Origin of the sequence: Candidatus Kuenenia sp. (genome assembly GCF_027493735.1) — a bacterium.
Classification (GTDB): Bacteria; Planctomycetota; Brocadiia; order Brocadiales; family Brocadiaceae; genus Kuenenia; species Kuenenia stuttgartiensis_A.
Genome location: NZ_JAOSKF010000018.1, coordinates 425992 through 442940, shown reverse-complemented (window position 1 = coordinate 442940; position 16949 = coordinate 425992). Strand labels below are relative to the sequence as shown.

At 40.2% G+C, this 16949-nt stretch carries 16 protein-coding genes and 2 riboswitches; of the genes, 3 read left to right on the top strand and 13 right to left on the bottom strand.

Translation table 11 applies throughout. The annotated features are described in order from the left end of the window. Positions 1-85: 85 nt before the first annotated feature. A complete protein-coding gene (locus tag M5U24_RS10445) occupies positions 86-277 on the bottom strand; it encodes a hypothetical protein (RefSeq protein WP_295100783.1) in 192 nt (63 codons plus the stop codon). A gap of 168 nt (positions 278-445) precedes the next feature. Here M5U24_RS10445 and M5U24_RS10440 point away from each other — a divergent pair, with 168 nt between their 5' ends. Beyond that, complete coding sequence (locus M5U24_RS10440; protein ID WP_298202381.1) at positions 446-2254, top strand: ABC transporter ATP-binding protein; 1809 nt, start codon at positions 446-448, stop codon at positions 2252-2254. Between the two features lie 163 nt (positions 2255-2417). Here M5U24_RS10440 and M5U24_RS10435 read toward each other — a convergent pair whose 3' ends face one another. After that, positions 2418-2576, bottom strand: coding sequence for a hypothetical protein (locus M5U24_RS10435; RefSeq protein ID WP_298202379.1), 159 nt, complete (start codon positions 2574-2576; stop codon positions 2418-2420). A gap of 6 nt (positions 2577-2582) precedes the next feature. Between M5U24_RS10435 and M5U24_RS10430 the strand changes: the two genes are divergently transcribed. Next, positions 2583-2810, top strand: coding sequence for a hypothetical protein (locus tag M5U24_RS10430; RefSeq protein ID WP_298202377.1), 228 nt, complete (start codon positions 2583-2585; stop codon positions 2808-2810). 260 nt (positions 2811-3070) lie between these two features. Here the strand turns inward: M5U24_RS10430 and M5U24_RS10425 are convergent, their stop codons facing one another. The 11 genes from M5U24_RS10425 to M5U24_RS10375 all read right to left on the bottom strand — a co-directional run bounded on the left by M5U24_RS10425 (position 3071) and on the right by M5U24_RS10375 (position 15650). After that, the gene (locus tag M5U24_RS10425) at positions 3071-4549 is read right to left on the bottom strand and encodes a pilus assembly PilX N-terminal domain-containing protein (RefSeq protein WP_099325650.1); all 1479 of its coding nucleotides are present in this window, start codon (positions 4547-4549) and stop codon (positions 3071-3073) included. Then, positions 4549-5316, bottom strand: a complete 768-nt coding sequence (locus M5U24_RS10420) for a prepilin-type N-terminal cleavage/methylation domain-containing protein (RefSeq protein ID WP_099325651.1) — start codon at positions 5314-5316, stop codon at positions 4549-4551. Before M5U24_RS10420 ends, M5U24_RS10425 begins: the two co-directional genes overlap by 1 nt. An 8-nt stretch (positions 5317-5324) precedes the next feature. Beyond that, positions 5325-5696: a prepilin-type N-terminal cleavage/methylation domain-containing protein gene (locus tag M5U24_RS10415; protein WP_099325652.1), complete on the bottom strand. Its 372-nt coding sequence runs from the start codon at positions 5694-5696 to the stop codon at positions 5325-5327. A 20-nt stretch (positions 5697-5716) separates the two neighbouring features. Beyond that, a complete protein-coding gene (locus M5U24_RS10410; protein WP_169704204.1) occupies positions 5717-6175 on the bottom strand; it encodes a type II secretion system protein in 459 nt (152 codons plus the stop codon). A 142-nt stretch (positions 6176-6317) separates the two neighbouring features. Continuing rightward, positions 6318-8852: a hypothetical protein gene (locus M5U24_RS10405; protein WP_298202373.1), complete on the bottom strand. Its 2535-nt coding sequence runs from the start codon at positions 8850-8852 to the stop codon at positions 6318-6320. Between the two features lie 150 nt (positions 8853-9002). Beyond that, positions 9003-9797: a hypothetical protein gene (locus M5U24_RS10400; protein ID WP_298202371.1), complete on the bottom strand. Its 795-nt coding sequence runs from the start codon at positions 9795-9797 to the stop codon at positions 9003-9005. 15 nt (positions 9798-9812) lie between these two features. Then, on the bottom strand, positions 9813-10718 hold the full coding sequence (locus M5U24_RS10395; RefSeq protein ID WP_099325656.1) for a hypothetical protein: 906 nt from the start codon (positions 10716-10718) through the stop codon (positions 9813-9815). Positions 10719-11095: 377 nt separating this feature from the next. After that, the gene (gene pilM / locus M5U24_RS10390) at positions 11096-12829 is read right to left on the bottom strand and encodes a pilus assembly protein PilM (RefSeq protein WP_157820578.1); all 1734 of its coding nucleotides are present in this window, start codon (positions 12827-12829) and stop codon (positions 11096-11098) included. 55 nt (positions 12830-12884) lie between these two features. Beyond that, on the bottom strand, positions 12885-13844 hold the full coding sequence (gene miaA / locus M5U24_RS10385) for a tRNA (adenosine(37)-N6)-dimethylallyltransferase MiaA (protein ID WP_099325658.1): 960 nt from the start codon (positions 13842-13844) through the stop codon (positions 12885-12887). Positions 13845-14184: 340 nt separating this feature from the next. After that, entirely contained in the window at positions 14185-14718 is a 534-nt protein-coding gene (locus M5U24_RS10380) for a CvpA family protein (protein WP_099325659.1), read from the bottom strand. Positions 14719-14756: 38 nt separating this feature from the next. After that, on the bottom strand, positions 14757-15650 hold the full coding sequence (locus M5U24_RS10375; protein ID WP_164995531.1) for a tetratricopeptide repeat protein: 894 nt from the start codon (positions 15648-15650) through the stop codon (positions 14757-14759). A 335-nt stretch (positions 15651-15985) separates the two neighbouring features. After that, a riboswitch (cyclic di-GMP riboswitch) is annotated at positions 15986-16065 on the bottom strand. Between the two features lie 195 nt (positions 16066-16260). On the opposite strand from M5U24_RS10375, the gene M5U24_RS10370 reads away from it, so the two are divergent. Continuing rightward, positions 16261-16509: a hypothetical protein gene (locus tag M5U24_RS10370; protein WP_298202366.1), complete on the top strand. Its 249-nt coding sequence runs from the start codon at positions 16261-16263 to the stop codon at positions 16507-16509. Positions 16510-16828: 319 nt separating this feature from the next. Beyond that, positions 16829-16908: riboswitch (cyclic di-GMP riboswitch) on the bottom strand. Positions 16909-16949: the final 41 nt, after the last annotated feature.

The following is a 16949-nucleotide window of genomic DNA, read 5'->3' as shown; positions in this document are numbered from 1 at the left end:
TTGCCGGGATGCCTGACATTTCCAGGCGGGCCCTGTCGTGGAAGGTGTGCGAGTGGCTCAACTGACGTTCCTCCAACGGTAAACTTCAGGAAGGGGAACTGCCGTAAGGCGCGGAACAAACTGCAGCAACAAGGCATACAGAGCCTTCCTGCGGCAGAGAGCATAGCCGGTTTTCAGCAGGCAAGGCAACGTTTGGACATGAAGTGAACGAAAGCAACGATAGAGCGGATAAAAGAACATAATGTATGCCATTTTCAAACATATTCCTCTTCCTCATAAACAATTTTGTCCTTTCTCCGTCCCGCCCCTCCCTGAACCCACGGCGTTTGGAGTGGTTAAAGGTTAGCGTAAACGTGGAGGGAAGGGGTGGAGTGTAATCCAATACCAGTTGCCGAAGGTCTAATTTATTGTTACAAAATATTTTATTTAAAAGCAATACGTGAATATGCAAAATAAAGACTATTTCAGCAAAGACAGGACGCCAACGAGGGGTTTTAACAGGGTTGTGATAAGAAAACTGTTTTCTTATATTTTACGCTATAAGGCATTGGGCATATTATCGCTCTTCATTGTTATTGCAGGTACAATTCTTTTTTTAATGGGACCGTATCTTTTTGGTTATACGATTGACCATGGTATTGTCAATGGGGATATATCGCTATTATACAAAATGGCAATTGCGTTGTTTGGAATAAAAACGGTACGGCTATTGTTAATAGTAATTCAGAGCTATAATTTACAAATGATTGGGCAAAAAGTAACAATGGATATGCGCATGGAACTCTTTCGCCACATCCACTCATTGCCGGTCTCGTTTTTCGACAAAAATCCTGTGGGCAGAATTGTTACGCGGTTGACAAATGACATTGCTTCCATCAGCGAGCTTTTTTCTGTGGGCGTTATCACCGTAATAGGAGACCTGTTCATAATAGCAGGGATTATTGTCGCAATGTTTCTCCTGGATGTACAGCTTGGGTTGTTGAGTCTTTTGGCATTTCCAATAATGATAATATTGGCATGCTGGTTCGGCGCCCGTATGAAAAACTCGTTTCGTGAAATACGCCGCAAACTTGCGCAGATAAACTCTTATCTAAATGAAAATATTACGGGGATGAAAGTGATTCAACTTTTCAACCGGGAAGGGAAGAATTATAAGATATTTGGAGAAATCAGTGATGACAATTTGAAGGAACAATCAAAGTACATTACATACTTTGCAATTTTTCAGCCATCAATCCACATGGTGAGCGGCTTTACCATTGCCATTATTTTATGGTATGGAGGAATGAGATACCTGGATGGTGTTCTTACTTTGGGAGTTTTAGTGACATTTCTGACGTATGTTCAAAATTTATTTGATCCGATAAGGGATATAATTGAAAAGTATAACATTTTTCAAGGGGCAATGGCTTCTTCAGAGCGTGTATTCGGTTTAATGGAAGAACAGCAGGAACCGGATTATAGTATTGCAAATCCCTACAGGGAAATCCCAAAAAAGGAATTTAAGGGAGATATAATCTTTCGTAATGTCTGGTTTGCTTATAACGACAGCGATTTTGTATTGAAGAATATTTCCTTTCAGGTAAAACATGGCCAGTCAGTTGCGTTAGTAGGCGTAACCGGAAGCGGCAAAACGTCTATTGCCAATGTGTTGACACGGTTTTATGAAATTCAGAAGGGGGCGATTTTTATTGATGGGATTGATATAAAAAAAATTGAGAAGATTGGGTTGAGGTACATGATTGGATATATCAGTCAGGATGTTTTTTTGTTTTCGGGCACGTTGCGGGAAAATATTACGTTGTTCAGGCATATGGAGGATTCCGAATTGTTGTCCATAATTAATTCTTTAGGTTTAATGCCGTTTATTAATCGAATGCAAGATGGATTGGATACGAAAATATCTGAGCGGGGGGCAAATCTTTCGGTAGGGGAGCGGCAATTTATTTCACTATCAAGGATTATTCTGTACGACCCTCAAATTATCATTCTGGACGAGGCGACTTCCAGCATGGACCCCCTTTCAGAAGTTTTTATCCAGGAAGCGATGCATAAAATTACAAAAGGCAAAACATCTATTTTAATTGCCCACCGGCTATCAACCATACTTCATTGTGATAAGATAATTGAATTAAACAGGGGAGAAATTATAGAAGAGGGTACTCATGAGGAATTATTAAAAAAAGACAGCCTTTACCGTCAACTCTATCAACTCTCTTTGAAGGGAAAATTTGTGGAATCCCGGTTAATGTAGAGACGCATTGCATGCGTCTGGAAACTGCTGTGCGTAAAGAAAATGTTGCCGCACCAGAGACGCATGCAATGCGTCTCTACATTAACATCAACCACAGAATAAAGTTACCGCCAAAGGCAGTCTAATTTAAATAACTAAGCATGGAGTCCCCTGAATTCCGCCTTCAATATACTTCCCTCCATGAATCTACCTCGAAAGTAAGCGGGTCGGCATATTTGTTTATTGCATCTGTGCTATAATAAATATGCATAGTTCCTTTTGGTATTTCTAACCTTTCTTCACCACTTATACCGGTGCAAGGGGGTTCCCCGTAAGTAATCATAATTATTTGTCCCCACATGTTTACGATACCGCCACTTGCCTCGATTTCAAGCTGTCCCCGGCAGACGATATATATAATGCTCCCCTTCCCTCTCCTTCTTGTGATAAGATAATTGAATTAAACAGGGGAGAAATTATAGAAGAGGGTACTCATGAGGAATTATTAAAAAAAGACAGCCTTTATCGTCAACTCTATAAACTCTCTTTAAAGGGAAAATTTGTGGAATCCCGGTGAAAGTAGAGATGCACGGCTGTGCATCTCTACAGCAAATTCCCCTATTGGGGAGGGGACAGGGGTGGGTAAAAATGGATACCGTTGGGTTTTTGTCTTTTAAAAACCCAACCTAATTTAATGATAAGTAAATTCAAGGTTGCAATTGTAGAGCGACGAGCCTCGTCGCTCTACATTGAGAAAGCCGCCAAAGGCAGTCTAATTTAAATAACTAAGCATGGAGTCCCCGGAATTCCGTCCAACGTGATAATCATGAAAGGCCCTCAATTAATTTCGCTCCAGGAAATAATTTCATAGCCTAAAACAGGATACCCTTCCAACCTTCCAAAAGCTTCATCGTAATGGAATTTTGCGTTTGAACGGCTCTTTATGTATTTTCCCCTGATTGCTCCCAGCGAATCGGAATTTGAGCTAATGTCAATTGCAGCGTTAGGGGCATAGATAGCGCCGGTTATAGTAGAATTTGAGCTTATGCTGATCTTATAGTCACTGTTACTGGAAGATGCGGCAGAAGAATATATCATAAGGTCTGTCGGCGCCCCCGGATTAACAATGGTATTGGATGAGATATCTAACTCGCCTGTAACATAAACAGCCAACGTTGAACCGCTACTCAATGTCAAACTGCTATTGCTAGCGTCTTCAAAGTCCCCGCTTACATAAAAAGTTACACTTCCATTTATGGTTAATGTTGAATTGGAATTGAGTTCAAAACTGTTGAAATGATAATTCCTGGTCTGTCCGGGACTTCCAAGAGAAAACGCATCGTTACTACTAAGGCTGAATGCCTTATTAGATGAATTATAAGGATTGTTGGTGGAAAGATTGACTATCTCAGCATTGTTATTGCTGTCCACAATATCATCTGCTTCATCAAAAATAGTCGCGGTATCTAATGGGTCACAATCGGTGGGTGGATTATTTTCGGTGGGGATTCCATAAATAACGGCATTAACGCCGGTGGTGTCCGGAGAGCCTCTATATCCGGTAAGATTTGCCGGGGTTCCCAGTCCCGTTACAGGAGAACCCGTTCCGGATGCCCCAACATATCTTGTTGCCCTGGCATTTCCATGTACCTGTGCATTGCCATCGACAGTTATATCGGCACCGGCATTGGCGGTACCTACATTTCCTTTATCCCTTGCCCATGCATTATTTTGGTTGTCCTTCCTGGTACCAACGGGAATTACCTGTGAATCATAAGTTCCAAGGTCAGAATCATAACTATCGGTAAAACCATTGCTTTCTATTGTTACACCGTCGCATCCCTCCAATGCCTTTGTGAAAGGAAGCGCATACACGAGGCGAACAACAGCTTCTATTTGCTTTATTGAAGACGAGCTGGAACCCGTTGATGTAATCAGAAAAAGGGGAGTGCCTCCGTCATCCGTCACAACACTGCTGTCAATAACCTGATGTGTTACGGTGAAACTATTGTTAAAACCGGTAGAAGAACCTGCAACGTTCCAATCCGGGTCTGTCTTTGCTCCATCATCTGATATGTTGCCATTCATTAATCGGCCAATTCCATCATATATCCCCGCCTCCGCCACATAGAATGCCTGGACGCTGGTCTTGTAATTTCCGCTTATTTTAATATCTGTTGTGGTTGTGTAAACAGCGACTGTGCTTACTATGGCTAAAATTGCTATTAATGCAAGAACAACAATAAGGACTAATCCCTTGTCCTGTCCACCCATCACGTTTAGAGAAAACTTTTTTTTGGATTGTTTTAATTCCATTATTGATTTCTCAATTTAATAATTGATGTGAGAGTTCCGCGCCGATAACCGTCTCCGGAATAATTTGGATCGATGTTAGCAGTACGTCCTGTTATAGCAATGGTAACGGTGTTTGTAGCTCCTGTGACGGTATTTGTACCGTATGTTAAACTAATAAATTCAATATTTTCTGCAAGTGGCTGACTATTTCGATATATCTTTAAATTAGCCGTGTCATGACTAAAAGTAACATTTTCCACGGTACGAACGGTAGTACTCCCTGCAATGTATGAATACAATAAACCTGAGCTTAAATAAATCGGGTCTGGTTCACCTACCAGATGACTGGCGGAACTATCAGAAGGAATAACTTCTGTACGGTTTCCATCGGAAATATAGATATAATCAGTGCTTGCTATCGAATAATTACTATCTGGCGTTAAACTAACGAAAACTACGGTTGTTCCTGCATTGGCATTAGTAACAAGGGTGGCGGCAATGTCGCTATCAATATCGCCCAGGAAAGTAATTGTGCTCGTGCCAGAAGTCCTGATTGTGCTTGTACCTGTTACCATACAACCAGCCATTCTGATCTCGCGGGTCATTATGTCCATGGCTGACCGGATATATTGCTGCATCTCACTTACCTGCTCCTGGACACTAAATGCCTTCCGCTGTGAAATAAGTAACTTGACCGCTGTACTCAGAATAATAACAGTAAGGACAAGACCTACTAACAATTCAACTAACGTAAAGCCATATTCATTATCGTTGCGAAAAACTGACATTGGAATTCCTATTGTGTAAAAATAGTTTTTAATTGAACATTATGTACCGAAGTACTTGTTCCAGGATTCCAGTAGACGCTTACTGCTACGGTTTTTGTGTTTACGATAGGAGTGTCATTGCCAACAGTTACTTCCAGATAATAGTCAGGATTATTGTATATGGTGTATGTGCCGGTAATTTCATCATAATCCATATTCCTGAAGTCCTCTAACTTATCCTGCGCTAAGGTTACAGCCGTAGTTGACTTGTTGCTGTGGGCATTCCCTTTTACTACTATGATGAGTACGCTCATTACCGCAAATAATCCAATGGCAATGATTGCGATAGAAATCATTATTTCGATTAAAGAAAAACCTGCATTATCATGAGGATCGAGCATTTTTTTTATTTAAAAAAATATTAATTAATTTTAACCCGGCCGGTACGTGCAATTGTAAGAGATTTTTTCCCATGAGGATTTTCCAGGGTTATGGTAATACCGAAAGGCCAGTGCAATAAACCATTTGTGCCGAATATAGGATTTTGTGATGGGACAGGATTAAAGGTTATTCCGGGATATTTTCCATTTAAATCTTTTGTTATTATTTTTTCATTTAAATCTGCAGTTCCATTACTATTATCGTCATCTAAAATCTGATATTGGTACTCATTCAAAAAAATTATCCTGTATCTGTTGTTTTGACTGACTGCCTGCATTCTTGCCCACATAAGATCTCCCATTACCTGTCTTGCCGCACCATTCAGCCTTATTTGCGGTTTCATATTATTATAAACAGGCACTGCTATCCCGGTGGCAATGCCCAGGATAGCCATGACAACGATCAGTTCGATAAGAGAAAACCCTTTTTGGTTTTGCATAATAATTACCTCAAGCGGGTTCAGGGTTGCAACCGGCATCGGCAATCTACAATCAGCCGTCGGCAGTTTGCAGATTGCCGATTGAGGACTGGAAACTGCCGACTAAAAAAGCATGCTGAGAAGTTGCGAAAATCCTCGGCGCCTACTGCCTTTTTGTCTTTGAAACAGACGGCATATAGGATTTTTCATTTGTCAGATGGAGAAACCTTTCCTGTTCCTCCTTAATGATGATTGTTGGTTTTAGCAAGATGATGAGATTCGATTTATTTCGTGTTTTCTGATCACGGGTAAACAGTCTTTTAATGATGGGTATTTTGGATAATACCGGAACTCCGCTTGTCTCATCCTTATTACTGAGAGAACCCAGTCCACCAATCATGAGTGTGCCTTTATCCGGCACATATACGGTCACAGACACCTGAGAGACATTTAACCTGGGAAGCTGTATTGTCTGTTCTGGAGGTATGTAAGTGGTGCCGTCGCCTCCACCAACACTCACCCCTTCTGATAATCCGCTAAACGTAAAGGATTCTATTTCTTCAATAGCAAAGACAGAAGGGGTTACTTCCAGGTAGACAAATTTTCTGTCAGCGCTTACGATAGGCCTTACGTCAAACGTTGTGCCTTCCGGCACTGTGCCGATAACCGGAGTGACTATCCCGTCTTCAACCGTGGTGCTCTGAATGTAATTTCTGGTTTGCAGTACGGCGATATTCCCGCGCTGCGTGTTTGAAAGCGTTATTCGCGGCGAGGTGAGCACTTCCGACCCTTTACTTTCCTGCACCGCCTTCAAAAAACCTTTTAATGCAGAATTTCCGAATATGGCAAAGTTGAGGTCAATACCACTGCCTAAGTCTCCCGCAATATCAGCCGCACCTGTACTGACGGATGTATTATCACTGAAAAACCTGGTTATATCTGTACCGATATCCTCTAAAAACTCATCCGTTACGGTGATAAAACGCGCCTCTATATTTACCTGCAGATTTTGAGAGGTTCTGAGCGACGCCAGCACGTCTTCAATTTGTTTATGAATGAACGTTGTGTTCACTACTACCAAATCTCCAGGTTGCCCCATTCGGGCGGTGATGCTCCCTTCTCCCTGCCCGCTTGTCCGGATGCTTCGTTGTACTCCGGTAGTAGGATTTCCAATAATTCCGGCATTGGCAGACCATGAAGAGGGTTCGATTGCTGTAACAAGCATCTCTATTAAATCCAATACTCTTTCAGAAGGGTCTCTTACCCTGGCAGACTCACCCCTTGTCATGCTTAACTGGCTGGATGTTGCGGCAGTGATATCGAATTCAAGGGGTTCTTTATCGTCGAGGTTGATTAATATGTCCCTTACATCATAAACCCGCAGCTCCATTTTCTGTTTGTATATATGCAATATGTCGCCTTCAACGAGATACTCATATCCTTTCGGAAGCAAGTAGTTCAACGCGGTTTTTACAGACACTTCGTTTAATCTTAACGTAATGGGAACATCCCCCGTATCTGCGTCAAATACCATATTTATGTTTGTTTTTTCCCGAATGAATGCAATGACGTCCTCTAATGATGTATCAATAAATTCAAAGGAAATAATGGTGTTTAAGGCGTCTTCAATTTTTTGTGAAAATTGTATTTCTGTGGGATTTGGTATTGTTCTCAGGAGTTCAGTCCTGGCCTTGTTTTCCTTTACCGATGCCGATAATTCAGGGAGTTTGCGGTTTGAAATACCGTCCCACTGTTTTTGATCCGGGAAACGAATAATATCCTGGTAGGGAACAGATGATTCCTTGAGATATTCCTTGCTTCGTAGTTTTTCCTGCGAATAGATTGCTTTAAGATTTTCATAATTCGATTTGTGCTTTGTTATATTTACCTTTTCTTTGTAATACAAAGCTTCTTCATTGTAAGGTTCTATTTCATCGAGTTCTTGTTCCAGATGCCTTCTGTTTTCTATAGAACCTAAAGCATATTGTTTCTGTCCGGTAATCATATCTCCGGAAAATGTTTCGGCAATTTCCAGGGTTTCTTCATAGGGCATTTGCAATAGTTCCTTATTTTTGGCAGCAGCGGAAACAGTTTGTGTGGAAGTGGTTTCACCTTCTTTATTAAGCAATTCAGGACGTTCGTTTTTGACGCTTCTGTCTATCGCTTCTTCTGCGTTTCTCTTTGTGACTAAAGGGTCTTTTTTCTCCGGCGTCACAGCGGGTGCTTTTTGTTTTATTTCCATCAGCCTCTTTTTAAAGTACAAGGCTCTTTTATTGTCAGGTTCTGTTTCAAGCACCTGTTCTATCAGTGCTGTAGCGTCATCGTAGCGGTTGTTTTCTGCCGCAGCACGTGCTAGTTTCAACAATTCTGATGTATCAATTGTTTTTGCAGGAACGGATGTTGCCGCCTTCGTTGTTTCGGGCAAGACGGCATCTTCTTTGAGGCGCGAAATGGCTTCATTTTTAAGTGCTAGCGCTTCCGCGTTACCGGGGTCTAATAAAATAGCGAGCGTCAGTTCATTAACAGCCCTTTGATAATTATTTAATTCAAGGTGTTTTTTTGCGGATTTAAGATAGTAATTGTCTGTGAGAGATGAATTATTTTCAGCGCTATCGTTATCTTGCGACCATGTTTTATATGTGCCAAGGGGCAAAAAAAACAAAAGGGCAAAAGTGGTAAACACAAATACACTTTTCATGTAGTTTCTCCTTTACCAGCGTGATGTATATGGGATTTTATTCTTTGACAACACTTAAGTTTTTTGAAAAAACAAAAACGCTAGTTCCCAGGCTCCAGCCTGGGAACGAGATCAAACCTGTTTCTCCTGTTGTACTCAATTAATTGCCAGTCATTGTATTTCAGAAAAACCGGTTGATACCGTTTCTGTCCCTAAATTTATCAATTCTCCCGCCCAAAGGTTGTACAGTTCTCCGTCCCTGTTTTTAAATAAGATACTGGATGATGTAATCATATGCGGTTCTTCCATAATGGTTGTTCCTACAAATTCGCCTTTTTCATTTTGTTGAAGAATGCGTCTTTTTATGATAATCGGTTTTTGAGCGGAGGGGATAATTTCCACAAGTTTGCAACGGGTATCAAAAGGTATAGTTTCTTTCCCGATGATCCTTTTTTCACCGATAGGCATTCCTTTTGAAACAGTAAAGCTGCTTTCTTTCCAAACATCCCGATATAATTTTCTCACCTGAATCAAGGCGAGGTCTTCTGTGCCGCCTTTATAAATAAATTCCGTATCACCTTTTTCCGTTACCGTCAGACGGGAAGCGTCCTGATAGCGTCTCTTTTTTAGCAAATCCCTGAGAGTAATACCTTCACGGCGGTCTTTTATTGATGGAGTAAAAACAAACGCCCGTTCCAATATTTTTGGCTGGGGAGGCGTGGTAAAGCGTAATTCCATTTCCCGCGCGTTTGTTAATGATATTTCTACTTCAGGCGGTTTGCTTGTCAAAGGTTTTCTTTCAATTGCTTCGGATGACGCTTCCAAAGATGATACCATTTTGTGTGTTTTTGCATTCAACAGAACAAATGTGTGAAACATCGTATAAGAAAGACAAAACACCATGATGCCTGCAATACATTTTCCGCTATGTTTAATCTGTAAATTTCTTATATCCATCGTACTCAAAAAAATGTTTGCTCTTTATGTTTTAAAGTCAATCACATATGCATCAATAAGAATAGAAATTGTTGGCATTGCCGCTAAAGTATCCTGATTTTCTATCGGATTGCCGTCGTTTTTTCTGTAATTTATGCCGACTGTTTTTTTGCCGGTGCTTTCAATGTTTATATTTTCAATAACAAATGGAATACTGGCAGTGAGGAGATCATTCAATAAAAATGGTAAACGTTCTGCTTCAAGCGCTAATGAAATAGTTAAGGGGATGGTGGAATAAATCGGCAGGTGGGTATCGTCTTTGTTGTTAGGCGCAGTTTTGAAAGAGATTTTTTCCAGATTTATTACGCCCGTATTTTTAAGAAGTGCGTTGACCAGCGCTTCAAGTATCCAGAATCTTTTTTGTTCGGGCAGGATTTCATCCCATGTAGGAATAGTGGTTCCCCAATCATAAAATGGCAAGGCGGATCCATGAAAGCCGATAGTGCTTTCTTCTAATTTTGCAAATAACCGGGAAACCTTTTTTAAATATTCCTGTCTCCATAAGGCTTCATCTTCAATCTTTACTATTCCCTTTCCTGGAATGTTCTTTAAGAAAAATGTTTCCAATTGACTATCCATACGATGTATCAGGGCGCGGCATTTTTCAATTTCCTCATTATATTTATCCGTCTCTGCCTCTTTTGCCTGTATCCATTTGCTATTGTACGTAATTTTTGACAGGGCATACCTCTCAAGCATGGATGACATATTTTCCAGGTCGTGGTGAATAGTAGCGTGTTGTTTTAAAAGAGAGTAGTTGAAAACAAAAAGAACAATTACCATCGCAAGAAAAACAGCGCCAATAATTGTCCAGAAATTGTACAGGGATGAAAGAACGCTTTCCGTATGTTTTTCACCTTTTGCAAGATTGTCGTTTATGCCGGAATCCATACAATATTTTTCACGTTTAATTGTTTAGCAGTTATTATTTACCAATACAGCTACATTTTATTCTTACGTCCTGCACAAAAATCGGCACGGCATTAACCCTGACAGGGTTGTTCTTTCATTTTTCAAGGGTTAGGCAGATTTGAAACCTGCCTATATCAAAAAATTGCTGCAGCATCTGAAATAAAAACGTCGCAGTAGCGATACTTTGTAACAGTTTGGATTTTAGAAAAAGCAAAAATGCTCGTTCCCAGGTAGCGACAAGGCATGCCTTGTCGCTACCTGGGAACGAGCGGTTTTTTTTATAGAACTAAAGTATTACGATACTTTTGATTCCGCCTTTTTACAATTTACGATTCAAAATCCCAAATCGTAAATTGTTACATTTTTTCCGATTCTGCGATAATTTCTTCCTGTGATTTTACCAGCCATCGTATTTCAAAGCTGATGCACTCTGTTGCTTCGGCTTCAGAATATACCTGACGGCAGGAGTTGGGGACAAGTTCTACATTTTTAAATGCCGCGATTTTTTGTCCGGAAAGCGTTAGATTCTTAATCGGTTGTAAAACATGCTCTTCGATATAACGTATGCCAGGTTCTCTGCTTTCTCCTCTTATGCCCATAAGAAGACATTTTTTCACGATACTATCCTTTTGATTTTTCTTCGCTTTGCCTTCGCCGATATTTAACGCATCAGGGTCTATCCAGGAAGATTGCAGGGAGTTTATCGAGACATTGTCTGGAATTGACGCCAGTAATTTTTCCGTTGATTCAATCCAAAAAAATCGCGCGGGGTCTATGGATGATATAAATTCCAGTTCGGACTTTTTTTCATTGAAGATTTTATCAGCGTTCTTATAAGTGTTTTCAAGGTTTTTCACATTTTGCAGCATCGCCTGGTGATAATTGCGTGCGTTGTTAAGTTTGGAAATATGGGTGCGAAGCCCAATGTATTGAATGGCTATTAACAGCGCAAAACATCCAAGGGCTACGACTGCATAGGGTTTCATTTTTGCAATTTGTGCGGCTAGTATTCGCTCTTTAGGCAGTAAATTAATCGCTGTTTTTCCCAGTCCGATGCCTTGAATGGCTAGCCCCAGCGCAACACTTAATGAAGCACAATTACCGGAGAAAAGGGCTTGATCAACTGTGCGGGAAATTCTTATGTTATTTAAAGTATTTAATAATTCAACCTTATAGGTGAAATTGTCCTGAATGGTTTTTTGTAATAACGGATCATTTGATTTATTCCCGACGAACAGGAGTTTTTCGAAATGGACAGTGTCTGTGCTTTTGCTCAAGGATTTATAATATTCCATAGACCGTTGTATTTCTTTTACAAAATCTGCATTTACCTCATGTAATGGAATAGTTCTCAGCCAGAAGTGCGCGTGATCAATAATGATAAGGTCGGTATTTTCTTCCTCTCTGTTGACGATGATGGTTGGGCCTTCCACGTGTTGATCGAAAAGAACCAGATTATATATTGCTAACGGTGAACTAAGTATGCCGGTCAGGTTGAACTCCGGGAAAGAGATATTGTTTATAATGGAATCAAGCGTTTCCCGTTTTGACGCAAAAAATCCAATTTCGATGCCTTCTTCATTTGGAGTTCGCCCGGATAATCGATGATAATCCCACACAACGTCTTTAAGGTCGAACGGTATCTGCTGTTGTGCTTCAAAAGAAACAAGGCTTTTTAATTGCTTTTTGCTCACTAAAGGAATAGTGCTGAATCTTGACAAGGCAAGCTGTCCGGGAACGGAGACCACGACGTCCGTTTTTTTACTGAAAGTATGCTTTGACAGAAAGATTTTAATTGCATCTCTGATGTGATGGGATTCCAGTAATTTTGTATTTGGCAGGGCAGCAGGGTACTCAATGATATCAAAGTCCACAACGGTTACTTCATTATTTTTTTTAATAATCTTTACTGCCTTTAATGCATTGTTACCAATATCAAGCCCCAATACTGTTTTTATATTGTGCTGTTTAAAGAGGGAGGGCCTTTTTTGCAAAGCAGGTTTACACGTATCAGCGTGTTTTCGTGATTTCAATAAATGCATCATTTTCATATTGCCCGGTAAAAACCTCGTTTTTGCGCTTTTTTTCATTGTGGACTCGGTGTGCTTTGTGAGTACAATCTTCAAAAAGATATTTTTTGTCTTTTCAGCAAGCAAGCGTTTTCTTCAGTGCAGGATTTTTCAGAGCAAAGTAATCCAGGATGTTTTCTGCAAGGGAATCGGCATTTTCAGGTGAATCTGCCGTGACCCAGTGAATATCGGAGAAACTTCTAAACCAGGTCATTTGCCTTTTTGCTAACCGGCGCGTGCCTTGTTTGATTGCATTGACTGCATCCGGAAGCAAATAATTCCCTTTCAGTAAATCAATAACCTCCTTGTATCCAAGCGCTTGAGAAGCTTGTTTACTTAATCCCAGGGGGTTACTTATCAAAGCTTTCACTTCATCAATAAGACCCCGCGAAAACATATCATCCACGCGCGATTCTATACGCCGGTACAATTCTTTGCGATCATGCATAATCGCAACAACAATGCAATGGTACTTCGGATTTTTATTCCCAAACTGGGTTTGGTAAGAAGAAATGCTTATCCCCGTTTGTTGAAAAACCTCAAGCGCCCTGATTATCCTTCTCTGATCATTGGAGTGTAACCGGCTGGCGGTCTTTGGATCAATTGTTTCAAGCATATGGTATAAAGACTCTGTTCCTTGTTCTTTTGCGATTGTTTTTAACCGGTTCCGATATTCCCAATTTGCCGGAGGACCGTCAAATAAACCATCCATGATCGCTTTAAGATAAAGCGCCGTGCCGCCGACAACAATAAAGGGTTTTTCCTGTTCATAAAGATTATTCGTGATGATTTCAAAGTCTTTTATATAATTTCCCACACTGTATTCTTCCCACGGTTCCCTAATATCTATTAAATAATGGGGAATTTTGGTTCTTGTCTCAGCGCATGGCTTTTCCGTCCCAATATCCATGCCACGATAAATTAGCATAGAGTCGGCGGAAACAATCTCTGCCCCGGTTTTTTCAGCTATTTTCAGGGCTATTTGCGATTTTCCACTGGCAGTGGGGCCGGTTAGTATGCAGATTGTATGTGACATAAAATTTTTATTTTCTGTTATCAAAAGCCAGGATGTTTTTATTATATTTTTTAGGGGACAGCCGTAACAGCATTATACAAAATGATTTATAATAAGCAAAATAAATGTAATTCCGGCTTGTTCCCAAAATTCGTTCTTCTAGTTCCTACGCCCTGCGTCACATCAAAGTAAAGGCCATCGAATAATATGAAGCCTGTGCCACCAGACATAAAGCGTCTTGAATTCACACCTCTCCCACGGTAATTAATCAACTTGGGTACTTTCTGACAAAAAAAACACTTTAAGAGTTCTGACATTAAGAGCAATAACCGAATAAAGTTGCTACCAAACCCAGCCTAATTTAAAATTCCGTACCCTTTGCCATTTTTGCATTGTCTGATCCTCTGTTTTTCTTTAACGGGTCAAAAAAATTGTTTGAGGTAATTGCTGCTACATTTTGCATTCCATTTCCCATTACCGTTGCTATTTTCGAGGTGCAAACCATTTCGCATGCCGGCATGGAGCATAAATTGAGGATGCCGAAGATGATCGCACCACAGAGGATAGTCCCTTTAACAAATCCTAATACCGCGCACAATACATTATACCAACCGCCCATTTTCAAATTGTCGACCATGTTTTTGGGAAAATCTGAAATAATTGTGGTTATAAGCGCTGCAAGGCCGAACAGGATGAAATAACTCAATACATTGTGCAATGAAACCGAAAACACATTGCAGAAGATGTTGCTTATGACTGCATGGTAAAAAAGCGCCACACAAAAAGAGAGAAACAAACTACAGATTCTAAGAATTTGGCATATTGGTCCGTCAACAAAGCCAAAAATCACTGAAATACAAAGGACTACAGATAGTATTATATCAATCCAATTCATTTATAAAAATCCCCTCTGAACTCGCCAAAATGGTATTGCTAATTCAAAGCGTTTAAAATTTCCCGGCACATTTTATTATAGGAATACAATGAAAGGACAAAATGGATTCTGAGGATAATTTCCTCTTTTTTTGCTGTTTCGGGATTTGAACAATACTGTAAATATTGAGCGTGTATAATACTCACCTGTACATCCTCCTGAAACGGGTTTGATGCAATGGATTGTTTTAAGGCTTGTTCTGCGGCAGAATAATTTGAAATGAATAAATACATTTCCCCCAGTTTGTTGAGGATTATTACTTCCTGCGGATTCAATTCAGAAGCCCGTTTCAGAAGCATGATAGCCTCATTGCTATTCCCTAATTGGGCGTAAAGACTTCCCAGATTAAACATTGCCTTTACATAATGAGGGTCTTTTCCCAAAACAAGCTCATATTCTCTTATCGCATCGTCAAACATGTCATGTGTATCATAGAGAACTGCCAGGCAGAAATGCGGAAAAATGGCATCAGGGTAGCGTGCGATAGTCTTTTTATATTGTTCTATTGCTCCGTTGTAGTTACCTTCCAATTCCAGAATTTTAGCAATATTAACCAGCGCCTCAATATTTTCAGGATTTATTGTTAAGGCTTTTTTGTACATTTGTTTTGCGCTGGCAAACCGAAACATTTTTTCATAAACATAGCCAAGATTGTTAAGTGTTTCTGCGTTATCAGGTTCTAATGAGGCTGCTTTTTGCAGATAATGGAGCGCCTCGCCGTAATCGTTTCTGGCAAGGTAGATAAATCCCAGTTTTACATAGGCGTCAGTGAAGGCACTATCACTCTTAAGGCTTTGTTTGTAAGCATCTATTGCTTGTTCCGAATTGGGGAAAAGGCGGTCATATTTTTTCCCTTCCGCAAACAATTTTCGTGCTAATATTTTCTTGTTCATTGTGGTAGACATGATAATAGAGTAGTAAAAAAATTTACCGAAAAGTATGCAGCATACTTGCTGCCGTACCGGTATGATTTGATAGTATTCAGCAGCATATTAAAATCATTTTGCGGAAAAACCTCCTTTCATCAAAAGAAAAAGACCCGGGGCAGATATTGGCATCTTACGTCCGGGTCTTAGTTACACAATGAGAAGGTAAATACCTTATTATTTAAAGTTCATAGATCGGGTATTGCCGGATTCATTGTTACCGCCGCAATACCCGCGATAAAGCATACAAAAGCTATGCAAGATATGTTGTGAACATTAAATAAACTCTTTTACCGACTGAATTTGGCGACCTGGCATTCTTCTTTCCTGAAGACCCATGGCTTTGCGTCCCAGCCTCACAATTGGTTTGCCTTTTTTCAAATTGTTTTTGTTTTTTGTTACATTATATTTTTTTACAAGTATGTTTCATCTCCTTATCTGATAGTTGCAGTTATTGGAAGTAATCGGTAAACAATCGTAACGATTTAGTCTTTTGAAAAAGTAAAAACGCCGTTCCCAGATTCCGGCTTGAGAACCAGGGCTGAATCCGCTTGCCTTTGGCAGCGGCTTTGTTCCGTTGTATATGCTAGTCCGGTTGGATTTTAAAAATAAAAAACCAACGGCTTTTGTTTTTACCCACCCCTTAGTCCTCTCCGGGAAGGGGATTGCGGGAGGTTCTCCCAAGAGAGGACTTTCCCAATTTCCCTTATTGGCAGAACAAACGTTTACGCTTGTCATCGCAATGCCAGGCAAGTATGCCAGGTCTACCACAGGGGCAGGGGTGGGGTGGAGGTTGTTTTTTCACCAAAAAATCGTAACACTTTAGTCTTTTGAAACTGGAGATAATTATTTGTAGTGCAACTAGGTTAGTCGCATTGTCTTGAACATATACTATGCCTTATCGCACTGCTTTTTTTTGGTGCGACGAACCTCGTAGCACTACATTGTTGTAGTTTTTCAAAAGACTAAAGTGTTACAAAAAATCTGAAACAATTACACACTAAATATCCTTCTCTCCTTCAACCATAAAAAAAGACCCATGGCAGATTTAATATCTGACGCATGGGCCTTAGCATTTTTTTTTACTTTGCAAAAAATAAAATAGCTTTACCTTTTAACAAAGCAAAAGTTCCTTTTACGCTAAATCTGGCAACCTGGCATTCTTCTTTAAGAAAGACCCATGGCTTTGTGTCCCAACCTCACGATTGGTTTACCTTTTTTCAAATTGTCTTGTACTTACCCGTAGCTTCTATCACAAACAAAAAA